This window comes from Desulfosporosinus sp., assembly GCF_014237355.1.
In the GTDB taxonomy this organism is placed as follows: domain Bacteria; phylum Bacillota; class Desulfitobacteriia; order Desulfitobacteriales; family Desulfitobacteriaceae; genus Desulfosporosinus.
On the sequence record NZ_JABZFS010000063.1, the window covers coordinates 13,378 to 35,424 of the forward strand.

Consider the following 22,047-nt stretch of genomic DNA (forward strand, 5'->3'; position numbering starts at 1 on the left):
CTCTACCTCTGCTCCTCTCTACCTTCATTCGAGATGTTCTGTCAAGTTCTTCTTGATTAGATAGAAAAGAGCGTTCAGGAAAATCAAGAACATCATTAGTACAAAACCCGCGGTAAAAAGCCCATGGTAATGTAAACTCCCGAGACCGGCAGTTCCAATTTCCAAAGCGATGAGCGCAGGAATAGTCTCACCTTTCCCTAAAAGTTTCGGAAGAATCGGTGAATTTCCGATGACCATCATCACCGCCATGGTTTCACCCATGGCCCTGGAAAAGGCCAAAATCATGGAAGTTAAAATTGCACCTTTGGCGTTCGGCAAAATGAGAGCTCTTAACATATAACTCTTAGAAACACCCAAGGCTTGTGACGTTTCTTTATACTTCTTATAGGATTTTTCCATTGTTTCTGTGGCGGATGAAACTATGTATGGTAAAACCATCACTGCCAGGACAATCCCACCGCTAAGGATGGATTCACCAGTGGCAAACATGAAGGTTGTCTCAAAAAATTTAACCACAACCAAAAGACCAATAAAGCCATAAATAACGGAAGGTATTCCCGCTAACACTCCTAAAATTGAGGTAAAGATGCCCTTTAGCCTCTCATTTTCAAGGGCAGCTAACTCTAGGGCACAGCCAATTCCTATGGGTAGAGAGATTAAAACTGCTACTATTGAGACATAAAAGGTAGCTAAAATCATAGGCAGAATTCCTACCGCTGGCTCATTGGCTAATGGGTTCCAGGTAAGTCCACTTATAAAGTCTAAGAAACTTACTTCTTGAAAAATCTGCATGCTTTCCTTCGATATAAATACAATCACTAGAAAGAGCAAGCCTATGGAGATCACCGTAAAGATTGTACATACTATGATAAATAGCTTTTCAAACGTCTGATCCATATAACACCCCATCTAAAACGACAGAATTCAGAGGCGAGTAGCCCCTGAATTTTTTTATTGTCGTTATTAGGTCTATCTATTAGGGACAAAGCCTAACGTTTCGATTATGTCCATCCCTTCGTCTGAAACAACATAGTCCATGAATGCTTTTTCTTGAGGCAACAAATCTCCCTTTTTAAGTACAATCAAGGGGCGGGAAACTTTGTAGCTACCGTTTAAGATATTTTCTGAGGTTGACTCTATCCCATCAACTTTAAAGGGTGCAAGTTTCCCTTTATTCTGATTGACCATACCATAGGAAGCATAGCCTATAGCATTTTCATTCTCGATTATTTTTGTTACCAACGCTCCCATAGAAGGTGCTTGAATCACATCGGCACGAACCTTAACATCTCCCATAATCGCTTTTTGGAAAACTTCATGAGCTCCACCCCCAATATCCCGAGTGACAACCACGATTTCTGTTTTTGATAAAGAGGAATCCACATCATTCCAAGTTTTAAATTCTCCAGAAAATATCTTCTTTATCTCTTCAGTTGTCAGTGAGTCTTTTAGTTTTGTAAGCTTGTTCTTAGGATTCACAGAAATAGTTAAGGCATCCATACCAAGTTTGAACTCCTGATACCCTTCAATTTTGCCTTTCTCTTCCTCGGATACCTTTCTAGAAGCCATACCAAAATCACTAACACCATCAATGATTGACCTAACACCTGCACTGGAGCCAGCTCCGGATACATAGATTGCGATATCCTTTTTATCAAGTTTACTATCAACTTTATCCCAGGTCCCGTAGTGCTCATTAAAGTTAGTCGATAATTGCGATATGACAGGAGCTAAGGTTGTAGAACCATAAAACTTTATTTCTGATTTGAATTCAGCCTTTGGTTCTTCAGCAGGTTTCGAACGTCCCGTTTGTCCGGAACATCCCACTAAGACAAAAGCCAACGCTACGACCATAAATAGTGCTGTTAAAACCTTTTTATTCATTTCTCTCCCCCTTATTCTAACTACATAACCATATAATTCATCTAAGGGAGATTATATGACCTAATCTCAAAGATGTACAATATAACTTTTTAATGATGTAATTACCTAATATTTTAGTTATGTAATGCATAACGTAATGAATCACAAAATTATATACCTGTCGTTCGACTAAGGATCCGAGAGCACTGTCTTTATATGAAATTTTAATTGCTATCATGCTAATACACTATGGACTTATACCGTTGAAAATGTTAATCTTGACTTGTGAATATCTTTACAAGTATGTCTATGACGAATCGCAGCAAGCTTCACTATATAGTTACACTACTACTCTCAAAAAACGTTAGGTTAATGTCTATTTACAATACTTCCTACGAGTTAGTAAATACGCAGATTGGAGGTTTAACAAATGAACATCGCTTTTTTCCTCTTACCAAAAAAAGATGTCATTTATTTAAACATCAATTCTACTATGCGACAGGCCATGGAACGGATGAAATTCCATCGCTATACTTCTGTCCCTATTATCGATAATGAAGGTAAATATGTAGGTGTTTTGACCGAAGGGGATCTGCTTTGGAAAATGAAAAACACACCTGGTCTAACATTTATGGATACCCAAAAAATCTCCCTGGCGGAAATAGAAAGGCACACCTTCCATTACCCGGTTCCCGTTGATGCTCAAATGGAAGATCTCTTTGCCTATGCCGCAGAACAAAACTTCGTCTCTGTTGTAGACGATAATGGAATATTTATTGGTATTGTCCGCCGCAGCGAAATTATCAAGTATTGTTTATCCATCATTAATCCCCCCCGCTACTTCACATCAGCCCATATCAAAAATCCTAGCTCCGAAGAGATTTTTGCCTTTTAGCAGGTAGCTATCATATCTTTGTACCTAGGATAGTAATCATAGCTAATAATGGCCCGACAAAAGAACGTTTGTCGGGCCATTATTATTTGAAATCATTCGTTATGACCAGTACAGGCTTCGATGGTTCGTAATTTGATTGTTGCCCTAGAACTCGAGAGTATTATCTTAATAACTTTGCTCTAAAGCAAGAGATTCCAGAAATTCATCCTGGAAGATCTTTTCCGTAGAAAGTTCAATATGCTCCGTATCCCGCGCCAATCTGTTTGCCCTTTCCATTGCGTCGGTGGATAGCAGTGCCATTTGAGCGCCATTTCCTGCGGCATTGCCTATGGACTGGATTTTATCCAGAGATACCTGGGGCAAAAGTCCGATCCCTAAGGCACTTTCCTTAGAAATATAGTTACCAAAAGCACCGGCTAAATGAATCATGTCTAGGTCCTCAGTTTTTAAACTAAGATGGCTTAGGAGAATTCGAACCCCTGCCAAGACAGCACCTTTGGCAAGTTGTAGTCCGCGAATATCCTTTTGGGTTATTGTAATATTTTCTCCTGCAGCGGATTCTTCCTTCCAAACCAAAACAAACTCCCGGCTACCGTTCTCATAGAGCACTCTTTCCCGAAGTGCCGACGGAAGCTTCTCCAGATCATCTTCCGAGGAAATCATACGTCCTCCGGAATCGATGATCCCGGCTCTGTGCATTTCAGAAACCGCATCGATCAGACCTGAGCCGCATATTCCGCGGACTTTTTCATTTTCTCTTCCAATAATACCCAGTTCGAGATCCTCTGTTATCTTGACTCGCTCGATTGCCCCATCAGCCGCTCGCATACCGTGTTTTATCCCCGCCCCCTCAAAAGCCGGGCCGGCTGCAGTCGAACAGCTTAGAATTCTACCCTTCCCAACCAAAACAATCTCGCCATTGGTTCCAATATCAACCAAAAGGTGAATCCCTTCCAACTGATCAGCTTGGCCTGAAAGCATGACGCCAACGGTATCAGCCCCCACATAACCTGCCACAATGGGCAAGACGGTTACCGCCCCATCGCTAAGAATTCTAAGCCCCAGTTCAGAAGCCTTAACAGTAACAGATTGACGGAAGCCCGGAATAAACGGTGCCGGTGCCAAATAAGTCGGATCTATGCCAAGAAACAAATGGCTCATCGTGGTATTGCCTACAACAACAGCCTGATAAATCTCCTCGGGTTTGATTCTTTCTTCTTGACATAGATCAGATATAATCTGATTTAAGCCCCCAACAACTTGGGTTTGCAACTGGCTTAAACCCGCAGGGTGATCAGCTGCAAAAGCGATGCGGGACAAGACGTCGGCTCCAGCCCCTTGCTGGGGATTCGTCAGAGCTCCACGCGCCACAATTCTTCCTTCAACTAAATTAATTAAATAGACAACAACGGTGGTTGTCCCGATATCAATTGCCAAACCATAGGACCCCGCACTGGTATCTCCTGGTTCAACCGCTAATAATTCATCCCCTGCTGTAACCACTGTGACTTGGAAAGAGGCCTCACGCAAAATCCTGGGTAATTTTGCGGCGATCCTGCGGTTAAAACGCAGAGGAGTTTCTGATTTTGGAAGTGCAGCTACCAAGCGCTCCCAATCCGAACGCTGATCCGAAGTGCTTGGAACACTGATACATACAAAGTGCTTACGGACGAGAGGAGCAAGTTCATATACTTTATTTTCCTGCCCAAGTTGGGTTTTGCGATCAAAGACATCCTTTTGCTCAATCAGAAAAACATCCATATCGGATTCGACAACTCGTTTACAGGCTAGAACTACCCCATTGGCACTTAGCTCGTCACTTAAGAATTTCTTTTCCTCTGGCAAAGGTCCGGTACGATCCTCTGGGGACAGGATCACACGGCATTTACCACAGGTCCCCTTACCTCCGCATGCACTTTGAAGATGAACACCGGCAGCAATCGCTGCCTGGAGAAGGGTGCTGCCTGCAGGGACTGTTCCAACACATTCTCCCCCTGTGCCTATAGATTTCTGAAAGGTAACATTAACCATTTCCGTTATGGTAGAACTGTGCTTTGCTTGAGTCATTTCGTGAATCCTCCTACATGATTCTTGCCAGGTATTCCGGTTAAAGCTATTAAACGGATCATCACTCAACTTGATAGGGGTTAAATAAAATAAGACTTACGCACGAAACCGTATTTTTGCCGTTATTATAAGACATCCCACAACTCTTCTCCAATGCCATGACATCTATTCCATAAGCCTCAACGGAAGAAACTGCTTCTTCAGGGAATCGGCACTCCTCACCATCAAGGAAAGAACAACGACCACAGTAAGTACAAGGACCAACATTTAGCGGCAGGAATTCTTTGAAAATACCCCTGCTTTTTATATTATCCAATATATTCCTTAATAGTTTAGTATGAGCTTCGGTGCCTTCTTGCATACCTTCAAAATCATAGGAATCTTCCAAGTGATACACGGTTTGGAATAGTAGCCCTTGTGTAAATTTCAACGCCTTTTCCTTTAACTCATCAATTGAACCTACCGCAGGGGGACACATCCAGTTTTTATTGTGAGTGCCACACGAATTTTGCTCGCAATACATCCTAAAATCGTCATTAAATTGAATATCTTCTACTGAAATGATTGCAACTTGGTTAACACCTAGAGAGTTTACGAAAGATATCAAATTATTAATGTTTGAGTTCATTATTTTAACTCCTCTCAACTAAAGCATTGCTCAAAAACCTAATAGGAAAAAGACCCCCGAAGTCGGACTTCGGAGGCTTTTTAGATACTACCAGAAAAAACTATCTTGATTGGCTTCAGTAATACATTTAGAACATTTCTTTGCTCATTTTATCGATGGCTTCACTTACCGAATCGTATACACCTGGGAAGGAACTAAAACCTAAACCCTGAGTTAAACAAGGAATAAAGTATAACTTTCCGCAATTTTTGCAAGCTCTCTCAACTTCCCTGGCAGCGATTTCAGGTGTCCAAGTCGGGAAATCAACCGTACCACTATCGATGTCTCCCATGAAGCTGATTTGTTTGCCGTATTTTTTGATAAGCTCAGGGGTATTGTTGGTTGTCATGACCCCCTGCCATATATCGATTCCCATTTCGATCATAAAGGGAACCAAGTTAACCGCGTAGGAATCACTGTGATGCACAATCAATTCAACACCGTTAGCTTTATAGAAGGCATAAATTTTCTTGTAAGCCGGTAAAAAGAACTCTTCAAACATGGCAGGTGATATGAAGGACGATTTTTGGCTGCCCCAGTCGTCATGATGAAATAATGCATCGGGATGGAGGCGATCAATCAATACTTTGGCCAAGGCTAACTCATATTCTGTAAGGTAATCGATAAGCTCATGCATGGCTTCAGGTTCTTCATAAAGTGCCATTAAGGCATCTTCCATACTCATAAGGTGATGTGTCATTTCAAAGATACCCGGTGCAACAAACGCTGTGACAAATTTGTCGTTGCGGTCGATAGAATTGGCATGTGCTACAGCTGCAGCCCAAGCCTCGTCTGACGATTCAATCGATGGTGCCTTAACGTATTTTCTCCATTCGGTGATATCCTTTAATACCTTGTGTTCTTCGTCATGCACAGGGAACTGACCAAGCTGACCTTCCGGCCATCTGAAGGTGATGCCCCAATCAGTCTTCAACTCCGAACCTGGTACTGTCATAAACTTTATTGGCATCTCCAGGATTATATCCATAAATTCATACTGATTGACAAAGCGGTCTGGATTTCCACCTTTAATCGTTTCCATTAAGTTCTGTCTCTTAGTTAACATAACGACGCCCTCCTTCTTTTATGCTTGGTTTCAAGCACTTACCAGTTCTTTAGCTTTTACAGCAGCACTTCCTGCATCGGGAGCAAAACCATCAGCACCAATTTCATCAGCCATCTCTTGTGTTACAGGCGCACCGCCAACGATGACCTTAAACCCTGTTAATCCGCTGTCCTTAAGCTGTTGAACAGTTTCCTTCATTGCCGGCATGGTGGACGTAAGAAGACCTGAACAGGCAACCAACGTTACATTGTCATTCTCTCTGATGGCATTCGCAAACTTTTCTGCAGAAACGTCTACGCCAAGGTCGACCATCCTAAATCCAACACTTTCGATCATCATGGAAACGAGGTTTTTACCGATATCGTGAAGATCCCCTTGAACTGTACCAATCACGCATGTACCCAAAGACGAAGTGGCCTCGCCTGTGAGAAGAGGTTTTAATACTTCGACACCCTTGGACATAGCTTTAGCCGCCATCAACATTTCTGGTACGAAAAGTTCTCCAGTGGAAAATTTGTCACCGACAACGCCCATTGATTCAATCATACCCTGAAGAATATCTCCAGCTTGGTTTCCTTCATCTAGAGCTTCCTGGACCAAACCCGCAACCAGTTTAGCCTTGCCTGTTTCTACCTTAGCTTTTACTTCTTCAATTTTTGACATTTATAATTCCTCCTAATAATTTGATCATTATTATTTTTTTACACCAAATTTATCTTCTCTATAGGCTCCAATGTATTCCATGCAATATTCGTCCTCTCCTAAGAGTGCCTCCGTGGCATAGATCATGCCCATCATATCTCTGTTTAAGGGGTCGATAATTGCACTATCCATCCCTGCGTTCATCGCTAGGACGATAAAGGCCTGGTTAACGAGTTTTCTGGCAGGAAGATTATAAGAAATATTGCTTGCTCCCCCTGTTATATGGATTGTAGGATACTGCGCTTTGATCTCCTTGATTACTTCTACTACATTGTTAATGCCGACTTCCGAGGTGCAAAGCATCTGCACCAAGGGATCAATGTGTAAGCGGGAGGGATCAATGTTATATTCTTTAGCTTTTTTCATAAGACTCGTAAAAACTTCCAGACTCTTTTCCGCATTCTGAGGAATTCCTGTGTCATCGCATAAGAGGGCGGCACATTCCCATTTTGTATCAGCTATCAATGGAAATACGACCTCAACCTTGTCGCCTTCCATAGAGACCGAATTGATAAGACCGGGCTTGTTGCAATACTTAATCGCTTCTGCAAAGATACGTACATTAGGGCTGTCTATTGCAATGGGGGTATCTGTTACCTCCTGTACCAGGTCAATAAGCCACTTTAGGGTTTCGAGTTCAAGGCTGTCTTCAACTGATGCACACACGTCGATGAAATTAGCTCCTGCCTCTGCCTGAACCTTAGCCAGATTCCGGATAAAGTCCGCATCCTTTGCAGCGATTGCTTTGCCTACGGAAGGAATTGTACCATTAATTTTTTCACCAATAATTATCAAGATCCGCCAACCTCCATTGTGATTTTAAATTGCATTTACTAGATTTCTGTAAATTAATCATATTTTTTCATCTTTAAGATATAAACAAATTGTCTTTTGGGATAAAATAAATACAACTAATTTAATTCCTTTCTTTTTTCAGTTTAGATTGTATATATTATAAAATTCGGTTTTTTTAAAATTATCCCTTTGTTCAACTTTACAAAATATTAGAGATAAAATGTACATCGTGCACTCTTCCTAAAGATAAGGAGGTTTTTATGGAATATAATTCTCTTCTAGCTAATTATTCCCTGAAGTTAATTAAAGTGCTCAGTGAAGAATCAGGTCTGCAAGCCCTTGTCGATCTAGGGTATGAAATACTGGGTAACCCTTTTACAATAACTGACTTAAGCGTCAAGCTTCTTGCTTCAACCGGTAAAACCAAGGTAACCGACGATCCCGTCTGGAATGAACTGAAAGTTAATAATAACTTTATCTTTCAGACCTATTCCTATTATGTGAGGAATCGTCTATTTAACGAGATAGCAATCAATGACACACCTTTTTACTGGTCAGATCCGTATTGCAAATACCCCAGACTGATCGGAAAGATTCAAATTAACAATAAAAATGTTGCTGTTATAGTAGTTTGCGCCCATAACCGTGATTTTAAAGAAAGCGACGAGGCATTGGTCTCTCTCCTTTGCGATGTCATTTCCATCGAGTTACAAAAAACTAAATATATTCATTTCTCACAAGGACTGCTACATCAACACTTTCTACACGACTTGCTCGATGGCAAGTTTGAAGACGAACGATTAATCGCTGAACGCATGAAAATCTTAAGCCTAAAGTTCAAGAGCAAGCTGTTTGTCATAAGTCTTAATATACAAAACCTGGATAGTTCAATTTCGACTCTTCCTTATTTGCGGGATGAAATTGAAAAAAAATTAGTTAACTCAAAAGCATTAATCTATAATCATACTGTCGTAATACTTGCTAGTTGTGAAAATGAAATCCACTTTCTAGAGATTGAATTAAAGGCTTTAAAAGAATTTCTAAAAACAAATAATCTTCAGGCAGGAATCAGTCGCTCATTTTCAAAATTAGCTGATACCAAGTTATACTTCTCTGAATCAATAGAGGTAATCAACCTTGGAAATATTTTAAATAAAGAGAAATATTTTTTTAAGTATGATGATTATATTATTTTTGATTTAATAAATCGTTATCCCTCTGCCGATAAATGTAAACACTTAATTCATCGTTCGTTGATAAAGCTCATTGAATATGATAAAGAAAATGGTACGGAATATGTACGTAGTTTTTATACTTATCTCTTGAATTTTAAAAACATTAAGGAATCAGCTGCTATCTTAAACATTCATCGCAACACCATGTTTCACCGGATTGAAAAAATAGAAAGTCTTTTGAATGTTGATTTAAACAACGGCGATGTCTTATTTCAACTATATCTTTCGTATAAAATTCTGGAGTTTTTAAAATTACATAGTCCTGATACTATACAAACGATTACTCCCACTGCCCCCTTATAAGTACAACCAATATCAAAGATTTTTTCCTTTTAGTAGGTAGCTATCATATCTTTGTCCCATGCATAATAATGATAGCTAATAATGGCCCGACAAAAAAACGTTTGTCGGGCCATTATTAGTTGAAATCATTCGTTATGACTAGTACAGGCTTCTTAACAAGCATACGGTACAAGTATCATCTACTTTCCCACCTTGATAAACAACACAATCGCCACGAAAATTAAGGGAATTCCCCCTACTAGACCGGTCATGGACGGGCCAAGGATCGGATTATATCCGCTTACTGCCAGATACATAGGGAGTGCTGCACCGGCATTCACCGTGGAATGGATCATGGCTGCGGGAATAGCGCTTTGCAGCTTGATAGTGGCATAGCCTTCCACTATTCCTATTACAACGCAGAAAATAATCATGGCTAAGATACCCAGCCAGGGATAGCCTATATACTCTGTTCCATAATTATGTCCCATTGCAATAATCGGAGCATGCCATACCCCCCAGACAACCCCGGTAATCACCAAGGCCCCTCTGTCGGAAAAAAACTCCCGCAATTTGGGTAGAAGATACCCTCTCCAGCCAAGTTCTTCCCCCAACGTCGGAATAATGTTGACCACCGGACCAATAAAAATGACCTGTAAAACGTTGATAAGCAGCAGATCAGACGCAGTAATCCCTCCAGGACCGTTTGCAGCCAGCACGTTCTTTAATACGGCCAGTTCAGGGTCGAAGGTCCCGGGGAAAATCAAAAAATAGAATGCACCACTCAAAAATAATAAAATCGTAGGGCCAAAGAAAATCAGCAGATACGCTTTGATATGACCTTTAAAGTGCGGACGCAGATACATGTTCTTAAAGCCTTCTTTGGTGATGAGCCTGGTCAATAGATTGCTTATTGTCGGTGTAAACATAGCCCCAGCTAAAATGGCTAAGGATAAATTTTGCCCATAGGTCAGCCCTAGGAGCGGGATGAGCAGAAAAGCAACCCATCCTAAGGTAAGAGATAATACAACAAATAGAATCAACCGTTTCTTGGTTGCTCTTTTTTCCTGTTCCATGCTAAATCCCCCTTGTCTCTTCCCTAATTACTTAAATGCAGTTGTTCTGAAGCTTTTCAACGATCCTTTGGAATCGCTTATCTTCCGCATAGGCTGAGAATGCCGGATTATGAACCACTGCATCCGCCAAGCTTTGTCGGATTGTCTTATCATCTCGGGGAAGATTCGTCCCCAAATCCAGATCGTCAAGCCAACCATCCAACCTGTCAAAAAAAGCGTCTCCATGCAAATGCATCGGATAGATGTCGCTGGTGATAAGTGTTGTATACTGTTGGAGCATTTCCAGGGCTTTATCATGATTTCCCTGAGCAACATATCCCTGTGCCGCGGTTAGATAGAGGCCCACCGTAACGGCAGGGTGCAGACGCTTCATGTCAAAAGCTTCCACTATAACAAGAGCACGCCTCAGCATTTCATCAAATTTTCCAGGAGTATCTGCGCAGAGGGCAAGATAAGCAGGAAAAAAATTGAACAAGACGACGATATTCTGATAAATCCCTACCTGTAAAATTGCTTTTGCATCATCAACACGCCCCGTCATTTGATAAGCAGACACCAATAAAGATTCGGGAGGCAGGGCAGGCTCAATTTTCCCTTCCAGCAGTGCCAGCACAGAATGAGGATCACCAAGAGCAAGATGAGACAAAGCCTCCAAATACAACGCCTGCTTTGTCAGGGATACATCGTTGCTTTCTTCCTTGACTCGAATGAAAAGAGTCCTAGCCTCTTCAAGCAAAGCCGTCGATTCTTGCTGATTCTTAAGCAGACTCGCATGGTTGATCATCAGGCTTCCTATTTGGAGTAATAGAGGAAAGCAGGAGTAATATTTCTTTATAATCTCATGGCATTCTTCCATCACCTCGTCGGCGGGTTTTGACGCAAAATCCGCTGACAACCTTCTGTATAATTGACGAATATCTTCTTTTTTCATTTGTGGTTTATAGTCCATCAATTCATCAATACTAATGTTAAAGTACGTGGCCAACTGCGGAAGAAAGGTCACATCAGGATAACTTTGCCCTGTCTCCCACTTGGAAACCGATGCTTTGGAAACTCCGATATAACTTGCTAATTCATCTTGCGTAATTCCCTTTTCCTTACGTCTATTGACAAGGACTTGGGCAATATTGATTTCTTTCATGATTCGTCACCTCACCTTCTATTTTACTCTGCAGCTGAAGTAATACAATGGATTAGTAGTTAACATAGACTGAACAAAATCAACCTATACGATACTTGAGGAAAGTGGAGCATGATGCGAAACTAGACCATTACAGGGAAACGGCGGAACATAGCGAAAAATGATTAACGAAAAAAGGCCCTACACTTCAATAGCGTAGGGATTAATGGGGTCCTCTCTTTTCAGCACCACAGGTACAACTGCTTACAATAGATCGTGCTTGTCGTAAAGCCGTCATAAACCGATCTTCAAGAATTGTACTGCGCTGTCGATTATCTGTGTCAAAGTAGATTCATTTAAAACTTTTATAAAACTCTTTTAATTCGACTTTTATATCTTCTGATAGATTATGCCATCGAATTCCCTGTATAGCGCCTTCTAAAGCATATAGCTTATTTAAACACGCAGAATCATCGATACCTTTTATTTTCGACCAAGCTTTCTTACTTCCTACCTCATTTAACTGTCTACTCGTTTTTATCCCAACTTGATTTAATTGTTGTTCAACTGTTTTTCCAATATTAGGTAATGCAGATAGTTCAGTCATAGCTACTCTCCCATTAAAGAACGTTCTGGCAGTCGATCGTCACTACCTCTAAAAAACCAACTCTCCTGCTTTATAGCCAGTAGGCAATTCCTCTTCACTTAAAAATTTAAACTTGTCATCCCGAAGTATGGGCAAAAATACTTCGTAGGGTATCCTGAAAAACTCACAGGTATAGTTACTGGATCCGACCCACTTACCCTCATTGCCACTAAAATTCAAACCTCTAGCAAATTTCGTATAGTTTGAGCAATCATGAACTGCTAAATCCCAGCTTTCTTCAACGGCTAGTTTCATAAATTTGAGAGTTAGTTCCCTACTCCAAATCGGAGATATATAGCCATGTCTGGAAATATACATGTTTTCCCCGTAATAATTATCTATGCTATTAGCATTTAAATGCAACTCTGCACAATTGATAAAATCGAGTTTTGTCTCTAAGATCGCTTGCTTCTTCTTGAAAAAAGTTTCGAAGAACTCAGGAGTCATTGGGGTTTCAATACCTACATTTTTAATGTATTTTTTCGCTATTGCAATCATTTTAATCACTTTGTCCGAACAATTTGAGGCACCCAGGTTGAAACGCAACTCATCAAGACCGGCTTCACCTAAAGCTTTTAACGTCTCTTCGGTAGCTAAAGTGCCATTCGTATAGAGATGTTGATAAATTCCTGCATCACTAAATTTCTTTATAACCGAATAGTACTTTTCAATTTCCATAAATGGCTCTAAATAAACGTAGGAAATGCCCGTGGGCTTCTGTTGAATGGAAAGAAGTAAATCAATGTCCTTCTCATAAAATTTTGTGCCTCCGATTTCCCACATGCCTTCGCCAACCGGAACAATATCATCCAGTTCTCCATAATGATAGCAGAACTTACACTCTAAGTTACATTTGTTCGTTTTCCTGATTGAACTCAAACCGGTTCCCAACAGACAAGAACGACATCCTTTGGGGAATTTGCTTTCATTTCCCACAAAAAACGTTCTATTCTCCAAAGTTTTCAAGCCTCTGATTTCCGACATTAAGATATCATTTCTATGATCAATCGCAGCCTCAATTTGTGCAAAGGTAGCGTAAATGATTTCTTGTTGTTTTGACATAACTTCCTCATCCTCTGGCAATATTGAAAAGAATTCAAACCAAATCAACGCGTCTTTCTTTGAAATTTTCATAACATGTCCTCCCTCATATATGGCAAATCTTTTTTCCGGATAAATTAAATACTTTCTAAGTATAGAGTTTCATAAAGATTGGTGCAACTACTTCTACATGACTTGAGCCTATCATCTTGGACTTAACTGGAAAAGATAATTAGGTACCCATAAAGTGTACCTAATTATAGCCTAGGGAGTTTCCCGCCCCTAATCGCTAGGTTTTATCATGATTCCGTTATTACCTGAACAGACCAGTATGATCTACACTAAACCCAGTCTCCAGATTAATCTGGCAATTAGGATAAATTTTGTGCCAATTGTTTTTTTGCCATTCTCCTGGGTATTTTACCCTGAACTTTTCACCTAAACCCACGGCGTCGGCATTTAGTGACTGTAGTTTAACGAAAAGGTTACTAATCCTTCTGTGAATTTCTGCTTCCGTATGACTCACGATAACTTTTTTGTCCTCTTCTGTTATTTCCATTTTTCTTGGATTGGTCTCAACAATTACTCCAGAAACTTTGGTTTTAATTCCGAAGGTTACTTTACCATTATTGTCAAGTTCCAAGGTAATATCATTTTTTGACTTTACATCCTTGAAGGCAACATAATCACCCCTTTTCAGCGGGACAGTCAGGTAGCCAGTGGTAGAGCCCTTGATCAGAGCCAGTGTTTTCGTTTCCTCAAGGTCCAGTTCCCCTACATAATGGTTATTAGAGAAAAGCGCTGTCCCTGATATGTCGTAGCTCCCTTCAGAAGCTTTTATCATAGGAATATACGGGTCGGATGTCTTATTATCCAGCTGGGCTAAACTCTCCATAGGTCAATAGGTATAGCCAGTGTTTTTTTACTCTTAGTCTGAAAAAACAGATCCACATAGTTGCCCGGTATATTATTGGATTCGTTTTTCATGTCCAGAAGTTCCTTGGGATCAGCCTTTGTGACTAGCAAAGTGGTATTAGGCGGTACATACGGGATCCGGCCGATAAAATCCAGCAGGTTGTTAATATCGCCTCGGGCTGCATTCTCAGTTAATACAATTGCTCTCAGCTGCCCAAAATAAATATCTCTTTCCGATTTAGCTTGTAATTTGGTCCACGCTTCGGTAATGGAATCGTCTTCCGCTGTAATAACATAATTTCGTTTTTGGAACTGCTGCTGAGTTCCTATCACAGGTGGCAATAACGTGCCGGGCACGCTAAAAACAGTGCCCATTTTTATTTTTCCCGTGTTGTCCACATCAAAAAACAAGGCATTAGTAGACACACGTAGATTGATCTCTTGCACATCCCAGCAACCCACGTTGAAAAGCACAATTAAGCTTAGTAATAACGCTACGATAATTTTACTTCGCACCGAAAGCATCCCCTCTCTTCAACAAAGCTGCCAAAAGCCAGATAAATAATGGAAGTCCAAAGACAACAATAAAACCGGCAGTACGAAGATATTCAAACAGAAAATGAATATCTACAACGCTTGGCGGAGCAATGATTAGAAACATAATAATCGGAAACCAGATCAGCACAAACCATTTATAATTAAGAATTCCCAACAGCTGAGTGGTGGCTAGGGCCAAAGCAAAGTATAACCCTGCGATAGCCAAGCAGATTTGTGATAAATAACTGACAACAAAGAAGAGCCCTATAGTTTGCATTAGGTAGGGTATGTTTGCTTTCATAGTAAGTGCCATCACAGGCCAGGAGTAACGCAAAACACCTGCCGCGCCGTATGTGCCTATTCCACTGACCACAAATAGTAGTATCGCTGTACTTGCTAATAAGACAGCCGCAAGTATAGTTTTAAACCCTTTTTGCGTTTTTCAGGTATGGATAAAACATAAACAAGGCTGTCAATGGGAAAAATATATAAAACATTTGCAGAGCACCCAACGGCAGTTGGTAACCCTGGGTATAAAAAACTGGTCGTACGTAATCAAGCTTAAACCCCTGAAAAGAGAAGACTGCGGACAGGAAAATAAATACCACAGCTACAGGAAAAATAAAAGCTGCCAACCTAGTTATACCTTCAATCCCTTTGTGAGCAATGTAAGCCGTGGTGGACAAAAGAATGGTGGCAATAGCCCAGAGGGGTGTTCGGTTTAGAAAAAAAGCGTTATTCAAGTCGGCAATTTGCCTCGTGGCCCATACGGTAATAATGAGTAAAAACAACAGGAAGAAGACAGCAATACCTTTGCCAATTATTTTTCCGCAAACTAAGGGGAGGTACTCGATGATCGACTTACCGGGGAACCTTTTACCCAACCGAACTGCACATAAAACTACTGGGATAGCTAGCATAATGGCCAAAATAAAACCCAGGTACCCGTTAGAACCCATATATTTTGCTGCCACATACGGAGAGCTTATTACACCAAATCCGTAAAGCGACGAAAATATGATGTTAAAAAGTAAACCTGGTCCGATCCCAGTCGTTTCCTTGAGCATTACTTGCCCTCCTCATTGTCTGTATTACCTAACCTGTCCTCCTGCTGCGGACGGTAGGTGGGAGGCCTCCTATTTCTGGCCCACCAGGGTAAACGCCCAAAGCCGTCCGCCATATCAATCGGCAAAGGCGGTCCCCAGGGCGCTAGGTAAGATACCCCAAAGGATTTCAGACTTGCCATATGGGCCAGTATCAGCAGCCCTGCTATGGACAACCCCAGTATCCCAAAAGCTCCGCTGGCAAAAAACAAAAAGTACCTAGCAAGCCGCCAAGCCTGTTCTTTGGACGGGTTAGCCGTGGAAAAGGAAGCTAGGGACGTGAAAATCACCACCATGATGGTGGTTCCGGCAATCATTCCAGAGTTGATAGCCGCCTGTCCGAGAACGATGCCCCCTCCTATCCCCATGATCAAATTGATATTGGCCGGCAGCCTGACACTGGCCTCCCGAAAAATCTCAAATACCAGTAAGGTAAGAAAAACTTCAATGACTGCCGGGAAGGGCACTTGGGTCCGCCCAGAGGCAATGACCTGAATCAAAAAGGAAGGCAATAGCTCGGGATTAACTGAGATAAGCGCTGTATAGAGTGCTGGGAGAGTTACTGCCATTGCAGTTCCGATAAAGCGAATCAACCTTAAGAACGATCCAATCCAGTAGTTAAAATAATAGTCCTCGGGGGTTTGGTAAAACTCATTGGAAGTGGCGGGTACAATTAATGTAAAAGGCGATTTATCCACGATAATGGCAATTCGACCTTCCAAAATCGAAGCGGCGACTTTGTCCGGCCTTTCTGTTTCCTGTACTAGGGGGAAAAAGGTTAACCTATTATCGGTGATCATTTCGCTGATATAACCGCTGTCAATGATCCCATCGATACTGATTTTCTCTAGGCGCTTGTTAACTTCCATTACCGTATCAGGATTGGCTACATCGAGCAAATAGAGTATTAACACCTTTGTCTTCGTCCGTTCCCCGATTATTTTGCTTTCTACCCTCAGATTGGGGTCTTTGATCCAACGTCGGATCAGACTGAGATTATCTTTGATATCCTCAGTAAATCCTTCCCTGTTGCCTCGGACGTTTTTTTCAGTAATTGATTCTTCAATAGGACGGCGTGGGTATCCGGGAAGACTAATACCGAAAATCTTGCCTTCATTGGGGAGAATAAGCAGGGCTTGACCCGCCATCAACCCGTCTAGCGCATCGTTAAAATCCGTAAATATATCGATTACAGAGGCTGATATCAGCAGTTCAACTGTAGTAGCAGTGAGAGTCTCATTTTTTTCTCTGATAAACTGATTAACCGGTTCAAAAACCTGGGATCCTAGCAAGCTGATGTCAGCCAGAGATTCAAGATAGACAGCAGCCATTACAAGTTCGTTCTCGGTGGTAAAACGATGAATGATAAGATCTGAGGGACTACCAGTATACTTTGTTACGTTAACTAAAATATCCTCAATGCTACCGGAGATGGGTTTATGGTCAGAAATCATAGATTTATCTTCTCCCTCGTTCTTAGATCTTACTACTTTAACAATTGTAAGTTTACCCGTATTCAATTCTATTATCCCTTAGATTCTGGCCTTAGACGACATCTCTTTTCCTGCCCCCCCTACTAAAATACTTCTCTACCAATATCTCGCTCTTCGATTCAAAAACGAAATGCGTTGGTGCGAGAATTTTCTATCTCACCAACGCATTAATATTTCATCATATGTTTTTATTATTCAAAATTAATATTTTTATCAAGTACATATGTGTATTCCTCACCACTTTGAACAGCTACTTTTGAATGACTATTATCATATCCTATTAATTCTAAAACTAAAATTTTATGTTCTCCAATTTTATTTACGTCATACTTAAATATTGCTTCACCACTATATATCTTGCTTCCTCTTACTCTAAACTCAGCAACTCCGCCTTTACCATCACTTCTAAATTCCTTTTTAGTTCCTTCCGAAATTTCTATATAATCCTTCGGATTTAATTGTTTTGATATATTAGAATCAGTATTTATGTCACTCCCATTATATAAATACCATTTACCATATAACTTTGTAGGTGAAATAAAACTAATAACAATAAATACTAAGCAACAAATTAATCCAATAACACCAAGTTTTTTAATCTTGTTCATACAATTCTTCCCCCTTATAAATATATAGCGAAAAGCTTACTAATAGTTTCCTAATGCAGCTTTAACCCTAGCGATAATTTCATCTCTCAAATCAAGGGGCTCCAGTACTGTTGCTGCTGAGCCAAAACCAAGAATCCAGACAGAAAACTCATTTCTTCCTATAATAGTATCCTCATACAACAGGCTTGCGCCGCCATTTTCGTCCGTTAACTTACACTCACGATGGGCGACATCCTTACGCACTTTGTTAAATGTTTGAGACCTGTTAAGGAATCGAACTTTAACTTTAAAGGGCTGGCCAAATTCTATCCCCCAGCGGGGAGCTAACTCGGCTTTAAGAGAAAAACTCTCAGGATATATGTAGGATTTAGAAAGTTCCTTGAGATCCTTAATTTTACTTACATTAAAGGTCTTTATAAGGCTGTCATTAACTGCAGAAAGATACCACTGCCTCAAGCGGGAATAATAAACTAGGCCCAAGGGGTCTGCAGTCATGGAAAGAGAATTATAAGTAAAGCCGATTTGATGACGCTTAGAAATCGCCCCTTCGATCAGAATTAATACCTCACTGTCGACCTCGGCAGCCGTCGTCATATTTCCTTTAATATAGCGGAACGTTCCCTGGCTATCTAAATCAAGGCTGTGAAGGATCTTTTGCCTTAAAGAGAGCAGCGTGGGACGTTTTTCCTCGCTGTTAACCGAGCTTAAGACCTGAAGTGCTTCACCTACCGTCAAATGAAGGGGACTATGTTTTCTGTTATAGGTATCCAGATAAAACTTTGTCTCCGGGGTAATTTCGCCGACTATGTCATCCAGGTCATCATCAAGCTCGCTGTTTTCGTCTTGATCTGTATAAAGCGGAATATGATTCGCCGCAGCTAACATGATCGTGTCCAAATCGTTCTTAATCATTGGCCAAGGCGCTGCACAGGCTTCGGCAATTTTTTGTCCCGTAATACCCGGCTCCGCTTCAATCAAAGCAAGGATTCTTTCCATGTGTAAATGGGGGTCCATTTAATCATCCTCCATAATTTTCAAGCATCTGTTCCAAATCTTTGATCACAGCTTCACGCAATTCAAGTGGTTCGAGGACTTCGGCCCCTTGACCGAAGCTTCTCAACCAGACAGCCATTTCTCCCAGCCCATCCACCATATCTTCCATAATCATTCCCTCATCATCTTCTCGTAAAACACAGGTTTCCCGGATACTGAGTTCTGCCTTCACTCGGTTAATGGTTGAATAGTAATTATGAAAGCGGATGACTACTTTTACAGGTTTTCCGCTTCGGTAAACTCCCCAAGAATACTTATACCACTCCTCTAAATCAAAACTCGGTGGTCTTAAAAAAATTCCGCCCAGTTCTTTGATTGTAAGAATCTTATCAACGGCGTAAGTTTTAATGTTCCCTCCTTGACCATTATCTTGGGCAGCTAAATACCAGTTATCTAACCCCCAGTGATACATAATACCGAGAGGATTTAGTTCCAACTCAGATACTTCGCCCTCATTTTTACGATAAAGTATCAAGATTCTTTTACTGGCCCGAGCACATTCCTCTAACCGCTGACAGAAATGACTGCGCCTTAAATCTTCGATAGGCCTGCGGCCATGAACAACAACTGTATCCTGATCATTTTTTGGTATATTTAATGAAATATGCAGCTTGGCTGTTAACGATTTAGCCTCATCCTTAAGAGGGGACATCTCCTGCTGCACCGCCAATTGTTCAAGCAATAAGCTCTTCTCCGTTGCGTCTAATTGGATAGGCGGGATCACGAAGTTGGCGTTAAGCCCATAGACCCCTTGATCATTGGCTATAAGCTGTCGTTGCAGCAGTTCTTTTAGATCTCTGCCGATAGTTTTCTCATTTTTATGGTCCTTAAAGCGAGAGTAAATCTCCGTAACCTTTACCCCGTTTGGATAGGCGCTAATAAATCTTAAAATTTCCATTTGCCGAAGAGTCGCATCTTTAAGATTAAGACCATCCCAACCGGTTTGCTGCAAAAAGAGGCGCTCTTGGTTATCAAATATAAAACTACAACCTCGTCTTTCCATCTCCGTTAAATTACGATTTAAAGTAATTTGACTAACCCCCAAAAGATCAGCCAAAGTTTTAACGGTATACTCCCACGGTGCAAAGGCCAGGGTCTTAATCAATTGATATTGAAGATCAGACTTACCCATTTTGTCACCTCAATGGTTTGTTTAGTGTAATTGTTCTACCTCTGGTAGTCTTTTCCTGCATAATAATCTTTAAACTTACAAACGATAAAAAATATGCAATTCCTCACAATGCAAACTTATTATTTACAACTATAAAAAGAGGCCAGAACTTGGCCTCTTTTTTACGTTACTTCTTGTTAGAATCTTGAAACGAGCTTACCTGACGCATCATAAAGTGCTCCAGGATCCCCACAAGTATTCCATATATTCGCTTTTCCCCAGATTAACTGATTACTTCCAGTCCAATACCGAGGGCTCTTGCATATCCCAATCACTCATTCTCTTGTATTCTCATCAGTATTTCTTGGTACCTATCTAAGGCAGTATGCAACTCATGGCACGCTGCCACAGCTTCTGGATCATCCGAAGATTTATCCTCTTGTACCTTGATCGTGCTTGAGCGCAATTTTTCAATTTGGTCTACTACTTTATCTAATTCAGACATCAGTTATACCTCCCAATTAGTTCCGGTGTTTAGTATGCCCCGTCTATATTTAAATCACGATCGACCGCCTTGACAATTCGTTTTACCTTCCATTGTTTATCCCATCCTATATAGTAACTATTCCACCATATTTATGATTATAAATGATAACTTTTGGGGGGATGATAACCATAATTTGAATGAGTCAAGGAGTTGTTGAAATGTTAGAAGAAATAAAAGATTTACCCCAAAAAGTAGTGGAAAATCTAGATGGTGACCAAGAAAATATAAAAATCTATTTAGTTCAAGACTTTAATTTAGCGTTATTAAGAAGAATCGTTAATTTTGAACTAGACATATTCAGCGAGCAAGGAATTGATGAATGGGGATTAGTTCCTCAAATTCGGCATGGTAATGTTTTTATTCTTAAGGAAGAAAACAAAAAGAAAATTATAGGTATAGCCATTCTAATGCGTGATTGGGAAGAATTTGATAAGGCGTATCTATTTGACTATGCGATAGCAGATGAATTCCAGGGACAAGGATTAGGCTATCATTTTCTTCATTCAATTTGTTTGAACATAAAAGAACAAGGATTTAATAAAATGGATTTAACAGTTAATACAGAAAACCCGGCGGCAATTCATTTGTATAAAGATAAATTAGGGTTCAAAATTATTAAAATGAGTGAAGATGAATTTGGTAAGGGACATCATCGATACGTTATGGAATTGGATTTGTCAACTTTAAAATTGCTTAACTAAAATACCCAAGCCCTATATAAACACTAAAACCCGCAAAATAGCGGGTTTTTATACAAATTATGGTGGGTTTGAGAGGACTCGAACCTCCGACCCCCGCGATGTCAACGCGGTACTCTAACCAACTGAGCTACAAACCCATATGGTGCCGATGACCGGAATCGAACCGGTACGGATGTTAAGTCCGCGGGATTTTAAGTCCCGTGCGTCTGCCAGTTACGCCACATCGGCTAATAAATTGGAGGCGGCACTCAGATTTGAACTGAGGAATAGAGGTTTTGCAGACCTCTGCCTTACCACTTGGCTATGCCGCCAGGATTTAATGGAGCGGGTGACGAGATTCGAACTCGCGACTTTCACCTTGGCAAGGTGACACTCTACCACTGAGTTACACCCGCAGATTATTATTGGTGGGCCATCCGCGACTCGAACGCGGGACACCCTGATTAAAAGTCAGGTGCTCTAGCCGACTGAGCTAATGGCCCTAATGGCTGGGGTGGGAGGATTCGAACCTACGAATGCCAGAG

The 22,047-nt window shown here is 40.9% G+C and carries 21 protein-coding genes, 5 tRNA genes and 1 pseudogene; 3 read left to right on the plus strand and 24 right to left on the minus strand.

The annotated features are described in order from the left end of the window. Positions 1-24: 24 nt before the first annotated feature. Positions 25-897: a phosphate ABC transporter permease subunit PstC gene (gene pstC, locus HGJ98_RS14040; protein WP_291352037.1), complete on the minus strand. Its 873-nt coding sequence runs from the start codon at positions 895-897 to the stop codon at positions 25-27. Positions 898-969: 72 nt separating this feature from the next. Next, the gene (locus HGJ98_RS14045) at positions 970-1,884 is read right to left on the minus strand and encodes a phosphate ABC transporter substrate-binding protein (protein WP_291352038.1); all 915 of its coding nucleotides are present in this window, start codon (positions 1,882-1,884) and stop codon (positions 970-972) included. A 409-nt stretch (positions 1,885-2,293) separates the two neighbouring features. Here HGJ98_RS14045 and HGJ98_RS14050 point away from each other — a divergent pair, with 409 nt between their 5' ends. Continuing rightward, positions 2,294-2,758, plus strand: coding sequence for a CBS domain-containing protein (locus tag HGJ98_RS14050; protein ID WP_291352039.1), 465 nt, complete (start codon positions 2,294-2,296; stop codon positions 2,756-2,758). A 165-nt stretch (positions 2,759-2,923) separates the two neighbouring features. Here the strand turns inward: HGJ98_RS14050 and HGJ98_RS14055 are convergent, their stop codons facing one another. From HGJ98_RS14055 to HGJ98_RS14075, 5 genes are all read right to left on the minus strand, one after another. After that, complete coding sequence (locus HGJ98_RS14055; RefSeq protein WP_291352040.1) at positions 2,924-4,825, minus strand: ASKHA domain-containing protein; 1,902 nt, start codon at positions 4,823-4,825, stop codon at positions 2,924-2,926. 61 nt (positions 4,826-4,886) lie between these two features. Beyond that, positions 4,887-5,453, minus strand: coding sequence for a DUF2284 domain-containing protein (locus HGJ98_RS14060; RefSeq protein WP_291352059.1), 567 nt, complete (start codon positions 5,451-5,453; stop codon positions 4,887-4,889). 127 nt (positions 5,454-5,580) lie between these two features. Next, positions 5,581-6,558, minus strand: a complete 978-nt coding sequence (locus HGJ98_RS14065; RefSeq protein ID WP_291352041.1) for a uroporphyrinogen decarboxylase family protein — start codon at positions 6,556-6,558, stop codon at positions 5,581-5,583. Between the two features lie 30 nt (positions 6,559-6,588). Beyond that, complete coding sequence (locus HGJ98_RS14070) at positions 6,589-7,221, minus strand: corrinoid protein (protein ID WP_291352042.1); 633 nt, start codon at positions 7,219-7,221, stop codon at positions 6,589-6,591. Between the two features lie 30 nt (positions 7,222-7,251). Continuing rightward, entirely contained in the window at positions 7,252-8,055 is an 804-nt protein-coding gene (locus HGJ98_RS14075; protein WP_291352043.1) for a methyltetrahydrofolate cobalamin methyltransferase, read from the minus strand. 260 nt (positions 8,056-8,315) lie between these two features. Here HGJ98_RS14075 and HGJ98_RS14080 point away from each other — a divergent pair, with 260 nt between their 5' ends. Then, a complete protein-coding gene (locus HGJ98_RS14080; protein ID WP_291352044.1) occupies positions 8,316-9,593 on the plus strand; it encodes a helix-turn-helix domain-containing protein in 1,278 nt (425 codons plus the stop codon). A gap of 179 nt (positions 9,594-9,772) precedes the next feature. Here HGJ98_RS14080 and HGJ98_RS14085 read toward each other — a convergent pair whose 3' ends face one another. The 12 genes and pseudogenes from HGJ98_RS14085 to HGJ98_RS14145 all read right to left on the minus strand — a co-directional run bounded on the left by HGJ98_RS14085 (position 9,773) and on the right by HGJ98_RS14145 (position 20,780). Beyond that, on the minus strand, positions 9,773-10,648 hold the full coding sequence (locus HGJ98_RS14085) for a CPBP family intramembrane glutamic endopeptidase (protein ID WP_291352045.1): 876 nt from the start codon (positions 10,646-10,648) through the stop codon (positions 9,773-9,775). Positions 10,649-10,679: 31 nt separating this feature from the next. Further along, positions 10,680-11,789 carry a helix-turn-helix domain-containing protein gene (locus tag HGJ98_RS14090; protein ID WP_291352046.1) on the minus strand — a complete coding sequence of 370 codons (1,110 nt, stop codon included), beginning with the start codon at positions 11,787-11,789 and terminating at the stop codon, positions 10,680-10,682. Between the two features lie 331 nt (positions 11,790-12,120). Continuing rightward, complete coding sequence (locus HGJ98_RS14095) at positions 12,121-12,375, minus strand: TfoX/Sxy family protein (protein WP_291352047.1); 255 nt, start codon at positions 12,373-12,375, stop codon at positions 12,121-12,123. A gap of 48 nt (positions 12,376-12,423) precedes the next feature. Continuing rightward, positions 12,424-13,548: a radical SAM protein gene (locus HGJ98_RS14100; RefSeq protein WP_291352048.1), complete on the minus strand. Its 1,125-nt coding sequence runs from the start codon at positions 13,546-13,548 to the stop codon at positions 12,424-12,426. 220 nt (positions 13,549-13,768) lie between these two features. Then, the gene (locus HGJ98_RS14105; RefSeq protein ID WP_291352049.1) at positions 13,769-14,299 is read right to left on the minus strand and encodes a Ger(x)C family spore germination C-terminal domain-containing protein; all 531 of its coding nucleotides are present in this window, start codon (positions 14,297-14,299) and stop codon (positions 13,769-13,771) included. A gap of 38 nt (positions 14,300-14,337) precedes the next feature. Next, positions 14,338-14,886, minus strand: a complete 549-nt coding sequence (locus HGJ98_RS14110) for a hypothetical protein (RefSeq protein ID WP_291352050.1) — start codon at positions 14,884-14,886, stop codon at positions 14,338-14,340. Continuing rightward, positions 14,876-15,974: pseudogene (locus HGJ98_RS22430) on the minus strand (endospore germination permease). Before HGJ98_RS22430 ends, HGJ98_RS14110 begins: the two are co-directional and overlap by 11 nt. Continuing rightward, entirely contained in the window at positions 15,974-17,464 is a 1,491-nt protein-coding gene (locus tag HGJ98_RS14125; RefSeq protein WP_291352052.1) for a spore germination protein, read from the minus strand. Before HGJ98_RS14125 ends, HGJ98_RS22430 begins: the two are co-directional and overlap by 1 nt. A gap of 230 nt (positions 17,465-17,694) precedes the next feature. Then, complete coding sequence (locus HGJ98_RS14130) at positions 17,695-18,111, minus strand: hypothetical protein (RefSeq protein WP_291352053.1); 417 nt, start codon at positions 18,109-18,111, stop codon at positions 17,695-17,697. Between the two features lie 39 nt (positions 18,112-18,150). Further along, on the minus strand, positions 18,151-19,107 hold the full coding sequence (locus HGJ98_RS14135; protein ID WP_291352054.1) for a WYL domain-containing protein: 957 nt from the start codon (positions 19,105-19,107) through the stop codon (positions 18,151-18,153). Between the two features lie 22 nt (positions 19,108-19,129). Next, a complete protein-coding gene (locus HGJ98_RS14140) occupies positions 19,130-20,296 on the minus strand; it encodes a WYL domain-containing protein (protein WP_291352055.1) in 1,167 nt (388 codons plus the stop codon). Between the two features lie 310 nt (positions 20,297-20,606). Beyond that, on the minus strand, positions 20,607-20,780 hold the full coding sequence (locus HGJ98_RS14145; protein ID WP_291352056.1) for an aspartyl-phosphate phosphatase Spo0E family protein: 174 nt from the start codon (positions 20,778-20,780) through the stop codon (positions 20,607-20,609). 179 nt (positions 20,781-20,959) lie between these two features. Here HGJ98_RS14145 and HGJ98_RS14150 point away from each other — a divergent pair, with 179 nt between their 5' ends. Continuing rightward, positions 20,960-21,523 (plus strand): GNAT family N-acetyltransferase, encoded by a 564-nt coding sequence (locus HGJ98_RS14150; protein ID WP_291352057.1) that lies wholly within the window; start codon positions 20,960-20,962, stop codon positions 21,521-21,523. Positions 21,524-21,583: 60 nt separating this feature from the next. Here the strand turns inward: HGJ98_RS14150 and HGJ98_RS14155 are convergent. From HGJ98_RS14155 to HGJ98_RS14175, 5 genes are all read right to left on the minus strand, one after another. Next, a tRNA-Val gene (locus tag HGJ98_RS14155) sits at positions 21,584-21,660 on the minus strand. A gap of 3 nt (positions 21,661-21,663) precedes the next feature. Then, a tRNA-Leu gene (locus HGJ98_RS14160) sits at positions 21,664-21,751 on the minus strand. An 8-nt stretch (positions 21,752-21,759) separates the two neighbouring features. Continuing rightward, a tRNA-Cys gene (locus HGJ98_RS14165) sits at positions 21,760-21,834 on the minus strand. Positions 21,835-21,843: 9 nt separating this feature from the next. Then, positions 21,844-21,918 (minus strand) — tRNA-Gly (locus HGJ98_RS14170). Positions 21,919-21,928: 10 nt separating this feature from the next. Continuing rightward, positions 21,929-22,005: transfer RNA gene (locus tag HGJ98_RS14175), tRNA-Lys, on the minus strand. Between the last annotated feature and the right edge of the window lie 42 nt (positions 22,006-22,047).